We start from the raw sequence: 10866 nt of genomic DNA on the forward strand, positions 1-10866 counted from the left end.
AGATGTGTATAAGAGACAGGTTCTGGGGATCCGCCGCCCGCCGCACGCTGCGCATTTCCGAGTGCAGATCTGCTAGGTCGATAATTTCCTTGGGGGCGCCCCGCCCGGTGATGATGACCTCCATCTCCTCTGGCTTTTGCTTGAGGGTGCTGACGACCTCATCCACAGGCAGCAGGCCCAGGTCCAGCACCGGGTTTAGCTCGTCCAGCACCACCACCGAGTAGAAGCCCGATGCCAGCGCCCCCTTGGCTACATCCCAGCCGCGGCGAGCCTCTTGGCGGTCAAACTTGGTAATCTCGTCGGGGCCGAAGAACTCTCCTCGCCCCGTGCGCAGTTGATCGATAAGGTGGGGGAAGCCCCGCTGCAGAGCGGCAATCGCGGCGTCCTCTGCATAGGTGCGGCCCGGTCCCTTGAGAAACCGCACCAGCAACACCCGGCTAGGGGCCGAGTTTTCAATCCCCAGCCCAATTGAACGCAGCACAACCCCCAGAGCCGCCTGTGACTTGCCCTTGCCCTCGCCGTCGTAGACGTGGATCTGACCTCGCCGGCGATCAAATTGTTGCGCCGTTACAATGCCGATTTCTGCCCTGCCGCTCCGCATCCTGCTGTTGCCCAAAGTGCTTTTTGCTAACCCCCATCTTAGAGTCTAGCTAAAGGAGCCGGGGAAGCCCAGAAGAGGCTGGAACTGACGAACACCGGGATAAGATGAGCAATGGTTGTCCAGTCCAGTGCTTGTCTAGCGAGGGATCCCGCTTGTACCCGAGTGCGTTTTCTTCTCGCCCCTTGCCCCCTGCGGTCGAGAGCCCCATTGAGCTGGTGGGACGGACGCCGCTCATTCGCCTGCGGCGGGTTACTGCTGATTTGCCGCCAGCGGTGCGAGTTTACGGCAAAGCAGAGTGGTACAACCCCGGCGGCTCGGTCAAGGATCGCCCGGCCCTGAACATGATTCGCGCTGGCGAGCGCGAGGGCAAGCTTACGCCTGGCAAGATTATCCTGGATGCCACCAGCGGCAACACGGGCATTGCCTATGCCTGGATAGGGGCAGCTTTGGGGTACAAGGTGAAGCTGGCCCTGCCGGCCAACGCTAGCCCAGAGCGCAAGAAGATCCTCGCTGCCTACGGGGTGGACTTGGTGCTCACGGATCCAGCCCTCGGCTCCGATGGGGCCATCGAGAAAGCCCGCGCTCTCTACGCCGAAAACCCCGATCTCTACTTCTATCCCGACCAGTACAGCAATCCCGCCAACTGGCAGGCCCACTACGAGACCACAGGGGTGGAAATCTGGGAACAAACCCAGGGACAGGTCACCCACTTCGTAACCGGGCTAGGCACCAGCGGCACCTGCATGGGGGTGGGGCGACGCCTGCGGGAGTACCGCTCTGATATCCAGATCATTGCCATGCAGCCGGACTCCCCCTTCCACGGCCTCGAAGGCCTCAAGCACATGGCCACGGCCCTCAAGCCAGCGATTTACGATCCTAGCTTGCCGGACCGGCACCTCGAGGTTTCCACCGAAGCTGCCCAGAAGATGGTGAAGCGCCTAGCTTTGGAGGAAGGGCTACTGGTGGGCATCTCTTCTGGTGCCAATGTGGTGGCTGCCCTTGAGGTGGCTCGCCAACTTTCCAGGGGGGTGGTGGTCACCATTTTCTGCGACGGGGCCGACAAGTACCTCTCGGAGCGGTTTTGGACCGAGGACTAGGGTTGCCGGCCCCTTAACACCCCGGCCTTTTTGCTGCTAGGATAGCAGGAGTCCAGCTAGCGCGGATGTGGCGGAATTGGTATACGCGCACGTTTGAGGGGCGTGTGGCTTTGCCATGCGAGTTCGAGTCTCGCCATCCGCAGTGAGCTTTCACGCTTGACACTTCTCCTAGAGGGAGCTCTTTGCGCTACTCCCGGACAGCACCCTGAAGGCGTGCGCCTTGGGTGCGGGCAAAGCGCAGGTCAGCTCCAACCAGGTTGGCATACGCAGATCGGCCCCGCGCAAGTCCGCGCCGTAGAGAGATTAGCCCCCCGCAGGTCGGCACCGCGCAAATCCGTCCCCTCCAGGTAGCTACCGCTAAGATTGGCGCCGCGCAAGTTGGCTTGCGGCAAATTGGCTCCCACCAGGTAGGCACCGCTGAGATCGGCGCCGGTCAGGATAGCGCGCTCCAAGTTGGCCTCGATGAGGTCGGCACCCTGGAAGTTGGCTTCTGCCAGATCCAGGTTGCTTCCCAGACGGCAGTTGGGGCAGGCTTTGGAAGCCAGCAGGTAGCGCAGGAAGCAAGCGTTGGGGGTGGCAGCGGCAGTGGAGGCAACCGTTGCCGTGGTCAGCAGCGCCAGAATAGCGGAAGCTTGGAGAGGGAAATTCATGGTAGCCAAGTTAACGACAACAACCCAGCGGAGCGAGGTTGTCCTGCATTGCTCCCAGGATAGGGGCATCTGGACCTCCTGGAGCGGCGGTGGGGCCCACTGCTTTTGCTGGAACTAGCTTTCGGGATCCGCCAGCATTGATTAGGAAAAAGCGTCTAGTCCTGGGCTGGCCCTATGCAGATTCGACTGGAAAACATCTGTAAGCGCTATGGCCGCCGCGAGGTGGTCAAGGATGTCAGCTTGAGCATTGAGCAAGGGGAAATCGTCGGGTTGCTGGGGCCCAACGGAGCGGGGAAAACCACCACCTTCTACATCATGACTGGCCTAATCCAGCCCAACCGCGGCCATGTCTGGCTAGATGACCAAGATATTACCCATCTGCCCATGCATCGCCGCGCCCAATTGGGGATCGGCTACCTGGCCCAGGAGCCGAGCATCTTTCGCCGCCTCAGCATTCAAGACAACCTGCTGCTAGTTATGGAGCAGACGGGGGTGCCTCGCCGCCTCTGGCAGCAGCGCCTCAACCACCTGCTCGAGGAGTTCCGCATTGCCCATGTGGCCCACAGTTTGGGCTTGCAGGTGTCGGGGGGAGAACGGCGCCGCGCCGAGATTGCCCGCGCCCTGGCTGCTGGGATCCACGGGCCGAAATTTTTGCTGCTGGATGAGCCCTTTGCGGGGGTGGATCCCATTGCGGTGGCCGACATCCAGGAGGTGGTGGCCAAGCTCAAGCAGCGGGGCCTCGGCGTCTTGATTACCGACCACAACGTGCGGGAGACGCTGGAGATCACCGACCGGGCCTACATTCTCAACGAGGGAGCCATTCTGGCCAAGGGCACGGCAGCAGAGCTGGCGGCGGATCCCTTGGTGCGCAAGTATTACCTGGGGGAGAAGTTTCGTCTTTGAGGCTGCTCTGGCTTAGCGCCAGGAGTACAAAGCTCGCAGGCGTTGGCTTTTCTTGTGTTGGTGGGCTTGCATCCGGGCCAGCAGCTCATCCAGAAGGGCAACTGCCTCGAGGAGATAGGGGCCTTTGTTGAGCATGACGCACTCGGCGCGGGCAGACAGCACCGCATCGGAAAGCTCAGGCCGCGAGGGCAGGCCCTCTTTGGTGAGCTGATCCAGCACCTGCGTAGCCCAAACCACCGGCACATGGGCCGCCTCGCAGATCCACAGCAGTTCCTCCTGGATCTCCCCCAAGCGCAGCCAACCTATCTCTACGGCCAGATCCCCCCGGGCAATCATCACCCCCAGCGGTCGGCAGCCGTCGGCGGCCGCGATCAAGGCGGGTAGGTTTTTCACCGCCCGCTGCGTTTCAATCTTGAGGAGCAAGCCCAGATCAGGACGGGCCTGGCGCCGCTCCAGCTCAGAAAACAGCAACTGCAAATCTGCCGGCTGCTGGACAAAGGAATAGCCCACCAGGTCGGCATGCTGCACCACAAAGTCCAAGTCTTGGCGATCTTTCTCGGTCAGAGGCTGGATCGGGAGCTGGCTGTCGGGAAAGTTGAGGCCCTTTCCCTCCCGCAACTTCTTGCCCTGCGGGGCGACTTTGTCCACCTCCAGCACCACCCCTACCGGCTCGATCCCTACGACACGGGCGCCGATTTTGCCGTCGTCGATCCAGACAGTTGCCCCCACCTGCAGGTGCGCCAAGATCTCTGGCGGGGTGCAAGCCACCTGGCAAGAGGGGTCAGAGGTGACCGGCGGCATGGCTGCCGTGAGCAGGAGGCGATCCCCGCGGTACACCTTGGCTTTGCCGGGGGGCATGGCCACCGGGCCCGTGCGGATCTTGGGGCCGGCCAGGTCGAACAAAATCTTGCAGCGCCGTTGAGTCTGGGCTTCGGCCTGGCGCAAGTGGGCCACCATTTTCTCCCACACCAGGGGATCGTCGTGGGCGCAGTTGATCCGGGCCACGTTCATCCCCCGTTGCAGCAGTTGCAGCAGCAGCTCGGGCTGCTCGGCAGCTTCGCTGGGCAGGGTCACCATGATGCGGGCGCGGCGGTGGGGAGAAGGAGGGCCAAACAGCGCCTCAGCATGCTGCTCCAGCGCCATGTCCCCAGCGTAAAACTCCTCATAGCTGGGCCCCTTGTGGCTTAGGCCCTGCGTGGCTGCCAAAGTGGCGATCACCGCATCCAGGGTCTCTAAGACCCGCGATTCACACCGTCCCAGCGAGGACAGCCCCACCGCAGCCAGCTCCAATTGCAGGTTGCGCAGATCGTGTTGGCGTAGCGCCAGGTAGCGCGCCAGGTTGCAGAGGGCTGCAGGAGGGTTCCCAAGGCAGCCCCAGGCGGCCAGGTAGTTCTGGGATCCCTCGACAACCTGCTGTCGTAGCTCCAGGAGCCGCTCCAGCAAACCCTTGAGATGAAAAGAAGCCATGCTGGAACCCAGCCCAGTTCTCTGCCCGCCTAGGTCGATCGTAGGCGGATTGGATTGAGAAAGGGAGGGAATTAACCTTTTGTTCCCCAAGGTTCCGGTCTAAAGTCGTTAACAGCCTTCACCTCTTGGGCGAAGGGCTTGCTGTCCCAACTACCCTTAGGTTGCGTGAAACTCTCCTCTCCCCCCACTCCTTGTTCGGTCAAGCAGTCTTGCCGCAGGCTCTCCCTCGTCTGTGCAGTAGGCCTGATGGATCGCTACATCCTCTCCGAGATGCTCCTGCCGTTTCTCTTTGGGGTGGGGGCGTTTACCACCCTGGTGATGGCCGTGAGCTCTCTGTTTGAGCTGGTGCGCCTGGTGGTGGAGGCGGGGCTATCGATTTCAGTGGCCCTGCAGGTGTTTCTGCTGCGGGCACCGGGGATCATCGTCTTGACGTTTCCCATGGCAATGTTGTTGGCGACGTTGCTGGCCTATGGGCGCCTGTCTGCCGATAGCGAGATCACGGCTCTACGCGCCTGCGGCGTGAGCCTCTACCGCCTGGTGGTGCCGGCTGTCCTGCTCAGCTTGTTGGTAACGGCGCTAACGTTTCTGTTCAACGAGCTGGTGGTGCCGGTGAGCAATCGCCAGGCAGCCTTGACTTTAAACCGCGCTTTGAACCGGCATCCTGACTTTCGCCGCGAGAACATCCTCTACCAAGAATTTGGCGAGATCCTCACGCCGGAGCCCGATGGCAGCTTTTCCCGACGGCAAGGGCTAACCCGTCAGTTTTACGCCCGCAGCTTCGATGGCCAAGAGATGCGCGGCGTGATCGTCCTGGATGTCTCTAACGAGGCTCTCAGTCAAATTCTGCTGGCGCAGCGGGGGCGCTGGGATCCCCGGGAGAACCTCTGGGTGTTTGAGGAGGGCACCACCTACATCGTTTCGCCCGACGGCACCTACAGCAACATCGCCACCTTTGCCCGCCAGGAGCTGCGTCTGTCGCGGGCGCCGCTGGATTTGGCCCAGGAGGTTCGCAGCCCCGAGGAGATGAACATTCCAGAGCTGCGCCGCTACATTGAGGTTCTTGCCAGCTCAGGGGATCTGCAGCGGGTACGCCGCCTCCAGGTCAACCTTAGCCAGAAGTACGCCATCCCCTTTGCCTGTCTGGCCTTCACCCTGATCGGGGCCCCGCTGGGCCTACGACCCCAGCGCACCAGTTCTTCTTTGGGCTTGGGCCTCAGCGTGCTGATTATCTTTGCCTACTATGTGCTCCTGTTTGTCAGCCAGGCGCTGGGGCAGATCGGGACGCTGGGGCCAGAGGTGGCAGCTTGGCTGCCCAACTTCGTCTGCCTAGGCATAGGGGGGGCCTTGCTCTACCGCGCCAACCGCTAGGCTGGCTAGCGCAGCGGGATGAACTCGGTGCGGCCAATGATCTGTTGGCCTTGATCCGAGAGGGCGTAGTTAATGAAGTCAGCCACCACGGGGCTGGTCTTTCGCGGCACCACCAAGAACACGTTGCGGGCCAGCGGGTAGCGGCCACTTTGAATGGCCTCGCGGGTGGGCATCTGGCCGTCGATGGGCACCATCCTCACCGTTTGCTGGTTCTGCACTTGATCCACGGTGCTGTAGGTGATGCCGTCTTCCCCCAGCGCCCGCAGGAGAGGAGTGGTGACATCTTCGGTGGCGGTGGTGAAGTAAGGGGGGTTGTCGGGGGCAAAGGGCAGCCCCAGCAACACCAGCTCTTGGAAAACGCTGTAGGTGCCACTCTGGGGAGCGCGGTTGAGGACACGAATCCGCCGATCCGGACCGCCCACCTGGCTCCAGTTGGTAATCCGACCCTGGAAGATATCGGCCAATTGCTGCAGCGTCAGGCCGCCCTTGTAGGGGTTGTTGACCCCCACCGCCACCGCCAGCGCATCCTTGGCCACTGGGATGGCCTGCAAACCCGCCTGCACCTCCGTGGCGTTGAGGGGGCGGGAGCTGGCAGCAAGCTGGATGCGGCCCTCCATCAGCGCCTTAAGGCCAGCATTGGAGCCGTTGGGCTTGCCATCCGGGATCCCGTAGGTAATGGGGATGCTGGGGTTGCGCTGGCTGTAGCCAGACTTCAAGGCCAAGACGATGCGGACCATCGTGACGCTGCCATCCATCTGCAGCACCGCCGGGTTGGGCAGGGAAGTGTCCAGGTTAACGGAGCTGGCAGGGGGATTGGGGGCCTGTGCCTGGGGAAGGTTGGGTGCCGCTGGGGCTTGCGGCTGAGCAGTCGGGCTCCCAGAGGTGCGGCTAAGCCAGGAGCTGAGCAAGCCTGAACGATGGGCATACCAGCCGCCCCACCCCAAGATGGCAATCAGGAGAATATAGACAATCGGCGGCGGGCCAGAAGGTCGTGTGGCCATGGAACTCCTCCTGGGGAACGGGGATAACCCTCCTCTGTTGTATCAGCTACCCCCCTCTTTAGGGAGCAAAGTCTCTTACCTCCCGCAACTCAATCACATCGGCACGGGGATCTGCTTGGAGGACCTCCAACTCAATCCAGGCCCCCAGCGGCACCTGCCGCTCCAAGCGCACCGGCACGCGAAAGGCAATCTCATCCAGCATGGCCATCACCAGGTTCTCCTCCTCGCGCAGATAGCCCAGAACCAAGGCCCGCCAAGTCTGCCCTGGTCGCTGGCGCAGGTACTCAATGCTCCAGTAGCGCTTGGACTTGCGCTCCACCTGAGCGGCCTCGGCCGTGCCTGGCTCAATGCCTAGCAACACCTGCTGTACCTCGGCTTCTGTCAAGGGCAGGGGATCCCCGCGCAAAAAGGCCTTGATCTGGTAGTGCGCCACCAGATCCAGGTAGCGGCGAATTGGGGAAGTTACCTGGCAGTAGGCATCAAGGCCCAGGCCCGCGTGCCGCTCAGGTTGCGTGGCCACCTCTGCCCGCGACAGACACCGCATGATGGCAAAGGACCTGACCGGCCCCTGGGGGTACAGCTCCAAAACTTCCGGCGGGGGCAGTTCGGGAGCAGGCTGCAGGCGGTAGGGCACTGGGATCCCATGCTGGCGGGCAAAGCGAGCGGCTACCTCGCCGGCCAGCACCATCATTTCCGCCACCATCTGCCGCGCCGGCGTATCCTCAATAACGCGCAGGTGGGGGATCTCGTCGATGACCTTGATGTCCTGCTCCGGCAGGCCAATAGGGATCGCCCCTTGCCCAAGTCGCCAGGTGTAGCGCCAGCGGGCTGCCCGAGCAATGGCTGTCAGCTGCGGCTCTGCCTCCAACTCCAGCATCTCGTCGGCATCGTCGTAGGTGAGGCGGTAGTTTACCTGGATTTGGCTAAGGCAAATTTCGTAGTCGCGCACCGCCCCGTCGCCTCCCAGGCGAATGCCAAAGCTAAGGGCAGGCCGCACCTCCCCCTGCACCAAACTCATAGGACCAGTGGACAGCTCTGGCGGGAACATCGGGATCACCCGCTCTGGCAGGTAGACACTGGTACCCCGCCGGCGGGCCTCTAGATCTAGAGGATCCCCCCACTGCACCCAACAACTGGGATCGGCAATGTGGATCCAAAGCTTCGCCTCGTCCTCCGACCAAAACTCGACGCTGAGGGCATCGTCGATGTCGCGAGTGCTGGCGTCGTCAATGGTGTAGGTGTGAAGATGAGTGAGATCCCGACGCCGATGGGACTCCAGGAAGGGAGGGGGGCCGCCCAGCAAAGTTTGGGTGTAGCGCTCCACCTCTTTGGGGAACTGGGTGGGGATCCCCGTAAGGCGCAGGGCCAGGTTCTCGTGGCGGCTCCACAGTCCCAAAGCCACCAACGCCTCAAAAGCTCCCTGGGGCGTGTCGGGGAATCCCAGGAGCCGCAGCAGGTGGGAAGCCCGCTCGCGATCCGAGGGGGTGAGGTTGTGGGAAAGGTCCTCGTAGTTGCGAAGGCTATCGGGTGCTCCCTGCAGAGCTAAGCGCTCCAACAGCTCCAGACGAGCCCGTTCCGCCGGGGTCCAAGTGTACTTTTGCCCAGGCTGGGCCACCGCTGCCTTTAGGCGGGCCTCAAACTCGGCCTGCTCCTGCTGCCGCTGCTGGGCGACAGCAATTTGATGGAGAATTTCCTTTACCTGTGCCGGCGGGCGCGGCTCGTAGCCTTCTCCCTTCTCCTTAAAGTAAATGTAATCCTCGCTCAAAAGGCGGTAGGCTGCATAGGTGGAGACCGGCGAATCGTCGGAAAACAACAACTGCGCCATCTCCGACAGGCTCAGGGGCCGCCGCTCCTCCTGAACCAATTCCCAGGCCAAAGCCAAGCTCTCGGGATCCAGCTTCGCCTGAACCGCCTGCCAAAAGCTGGGGATGTCGGAAACGGTAAAGTTGGAATTGCCGTTCAGGGCAAACGTAATTTGGCGGGGGTGAACGCTGTAAACCTGCCCTGAGGGCACCTCCAACAGCAGGTTCTTTTTGCCCTCCGTGCCCTGAACTACAGCCAATAGCCGCTCGTTATTGTGGCGAAACTCTACCAGCGTACCCTTTTCCACCCTCTCTACCCAGCCAGGCTCACGCTTGCTGCTCTCAACATTCTCCCCTAGCTCTGCCTTCCTTGACTATGGGAAAAACCCGCCAAGCAAACTTACCCTAAAAGGCTAGGTGGAGGCTGCTAGCTGCCAGGGATCCCAAGGCAGAGCTTGCTGAAGCCCCTCCTAGCTGGTTGAAGAAAATCTACACAAGCCAGTGGAAACCATCAGGAGCAAGGTAGAATCTTGGCCGTAGATTCTGGGTCTCTCCATCTCCAAAAGTTTACCTAGCAAGTCCCGGTCATCTGGGCTTGCCAGCAACGACGAGGTTAGCCGTGGACGCCCCAAAGCGCTTACTGGTTGTTGATGACGATCCCAATCTCGTCCTCCTGGTGAAGGATTACCTGGAGTTTCGCGGCTACGAGGTGGTGGCAGCCAGCAATGGTCTGGAAGCCCTGGAGGTGATGCGCCGCTTGATTCCGGATCTCATCATCTGCGATGTGATGATGCCGGAGATGGATGGCTACACTTTTGTCCAGACCCTTCGCTCCGATAGGGCCACGGATTGGATCCCGGTCATTTTTCTCTCGGCGCGGGGGCAAACGGCAGATCGGGTGCGCGGGCTCAATACGGGGGCAGACGCCTACCTGGTCAAGCCCTTTGAACCGGAAGAGCTGGTGGCGCAGGTGGAAGCTACCCTCAAACGCACGGAGCGCCTGTTGCAAATGCAAGGTGCCCCCGTTCAGCCGGTCATCCAGCTAGATCGAGAAGTTGAGCTTACTCCCACGGAAACCAAGGTGCTCCAGTACGTAGCCAGGGGCATGTCCAACCGCGAGATTGCCGAGGTGATGGGGGTGAGCCAGCGCACCATCGAAAGCCATGTCAGCAACATGCTAGCCAAAACCGGCCTGCACAATCGCACCGAGCTGGCCCGCTGGGCCATAGAAAGTGGTTTGGGCAGAGGCTAAGGGAGCTAAGGACTTGGCAGGAGCGCGGATTCTCAACTTCTCTGCGCGCTGTCTGCGGTTTTGGCGGCAAACTGTAAGGAGGTACCCGCCCAGGGCTCCTGTGTCGGCTAGGGTCTAGACCTTATGGGATCTCGTCCACCGCGTCCGGCTCGGCCCATTCGCTCCGGCCACTATCCAGCCAAAGAGCTGTGTAGCCAGTGCGGCCTCTGCGATACCCGCTATGTCGCCCATGTCAAAGAGGCCTGTGCCTTTTTAAACCAGCAATTTACCCACCTGGAAGAGCAAACCCACGGGCGATCCCGAGAATCGCTGCGCTCCAAGTCGCCTGCTGTCAGCGATACCGACTACTTCGGCGTCTACGAGGCAATGTACACGGCCCGCAAGCGGGATCCGATCCCTGGTGCCCAGTGGACGGGTATTGTCAGCAGCATTGGCATGAAGGCCCTCAGCAGCGGCCTAGTAGAAGGCGTGGTGTGCGTGCAGGCGGATCCCCAGGATCGCTTTCAGCCGCGGCCTATCTTGGCGCGTACCCCGGAGGCAGTTTTGGCGGCGCGGGTTAACAAGCCAACGCTATCGCCCAACTTGTCGGTCTTAGAGGAGGTAGAGCAAAGCGGCCTCAAGCGCCTCTTGGTCATCGGCGTAGGCTGCCAGATTCAGGCTTTGCGGGCGGTGGAGAACAAGCTGGGCCTGGAGAAGCTCTATGTGTCTGTCTCTTATACACATCT

The 10866-nt window shown here is 61.5% G+C and carries 10 protein-coding genes and 1 tRNA gene; 6 read left to right on the top strand and 5 right to left on the bottom strand.

All coding sequences use genetic code 11. The features are described from left to right. The coding region (locus NW804_RS10055; protein WP_414423456.1) for a cob(I)yrinic acid a,c-diamide adenosyltransferase at positions 1-601 on the bottom strand (601 nt) is incomplete at its 3' end. A gap of 152 nt (positions 602-753) precedes the next feature. Here NW804_RS10055 and NW804_RS10060 point away from each other — a divergent pair. Next, complete coding sequence (locus tag NW804_RS10060) at positions 754-1698, top strand: PLP-dependent cysteine synthase family protein (RefSeq protein ID WP_414423457.1); 945 nt, start codon at positions 754-756, stop codon at positions 1696-1698. Positions 1699-1759: 61 nt separating this feature from the next. After that, positions 1760-1840, top strand: a tRNA-Leu gene (locus tag NW804_RS10065). 100 nt (positions 1841-1940) lie between these two features. Here NW804_RS10065 and NW804_RS10070 read toward each other — a convergent pair. Then, positions 1941-2348, bottom strand: a complete 408-nt coding sequence (locus NW804_RS10070; RefSeq protein ID WP_414420847.1) for a pentapeptide repeat-containing protein — start codon at positions 2346-2348, stop codon at positions 1941-1943. 174 nt (positions 2349-2522) lie between these two features. Between NW804_RS10070 and lptB the strand changes: the two genes are divergently transcribed. Beyond that, entirely contained in the window at positions 2523-3251 is a 729-nt protein-coding gene (gene lptB, locus NW804_RS10075; RefSeq protein WP_414393426.1) for an LPS export ABC transporter ATP-binding protein, read from the top strand. A 12-nt stretch (positions 3252-3263) separates the two neighbouring features. Here the strand turns inward: lptB and NW804_RS10080 are convergent, their stop codons facing one another. Then, a complete protein-coding gene (locus tag NW804_RS10080) occupies positions 3264-4718 on the bottom strand; it encodes a pyruvate kinase (RefSeq protein ID WP_414423458.1) in 1455 nt (484 codons plus the stop codon). A gap of 246 nt (positions 4719-4964) precedes the next feature. Between NW804_RS10080 and NW804_RS10085 the strand changes: the two genes are divergently transcribed. Continuing rightward, a complete protein-coding gene (locus NW804_RS10085) occupies positions 4965-6086 on the top strand; it encodes an LptF/LptG family permease (protein ID WP_414420350.1) in 1122 nt (373 codons plus the stop codon). A gap of 5 nt (positions 6087-6091) precedes the next feature. Here NW804_RS10085 and NW804_RS10090 read toward each other — a convergent pair whose 3' ends face one another. Both NW804_RS10090 and NW804_RS10095 read right to left on the bottom strand, forming a co-directional pair. Continuing rightward, positions 6092-7087: a phosphate ABC transporter substrate-binding protein gene (locus NW804_RS10090; RefSeq protein ID WP_414423459.1), complete on the bottom strand. Its 996-nt coding sequence runs from the start codon at positions 7085-7087 to the stop codon at positions 6092-6094. A gap of 58 nt (positions 7088-7145) precedes the next feature. Further along, positions 7146-9197, bottom strand: a complete 2052-nt coding sequence (locus NW804_RS10095) for a ribonuclease catalytic domain-containing protein (protein WP_414409613.1) — start codon at positions 9195-9197, stop codon at positions 7146-7148. Between the two features lie 311 nt (positions 9198-9508). Between NW804_RS10095 and NW804_RS10100 the strand changes: the two genes are divergently transcribed. Both NW804_RS10100 and NW804_RS10105 read left to right on the top strand, forming a co-directional pair. Then, positions 9509-10141 (top strand): response regulator transcription factor, encoded by a 633-nt coding sequence (locus tag NW804_RS10100; RefSeq protein WP_414423460.1) that lies wholly within the window; start codon positions 9509-9511, stop codon positions 10139-10141. Between the two features lie 123 nt (positions 10142-10264). Then, positions 10265-10866 (top strand): coenzyme F420 hydrogenase/dehydrogenase beta subunit N-terminal domain-containing protein (locus NW804_RS10105; RefSeq protein WP_414423461.1); only part of this gene is annotated, 602 nt, incomplete at its 3' end.

It is taken from the genome of Synechococcus sp. WC10meta, from assembly GCF_047461475.1.

Excerpts from the sequence above, each read along its gene's own strand:
- NW804_RS10070 (WP_414420847.1), bottom strand. The coding sequence starts at position 2,348 with ATGAATTTCCCTCTCCAAGCTTCCGCTATTCTGGCGCTGCTGACCACG.
- lptB (WP_414393426.1), top strand. The coding sequence starts at position 2,523 with ATGCAGATTCGACTGGAAAACATCTGTAAGCGCTATGGCCGCCGCGAG.
- NW804_RS10080 (WP_414423458.1), bottom strand. The coding sequence starts at position 4,718 with ATGGCTTCTTTTCATCTCAAGGGTTTGCTGGAGCGGCTCCTGGAGCTA.
- NW804_RS10085 (WP_414420350.1), top strand. The coding sequence starts at position 4,965 with ATGGATCGCTACATCCTCTCCGAGATGCTCCTGCCGTTTCTCTTTGGG.
- NW804_RS10090 (WP_414423459.1), bottom strand. The coding sequence starts at position 7,087 with ATGGCCACACGACCTTCTGGCCCGCCGCCGATTGTCTATATTCTCCTG.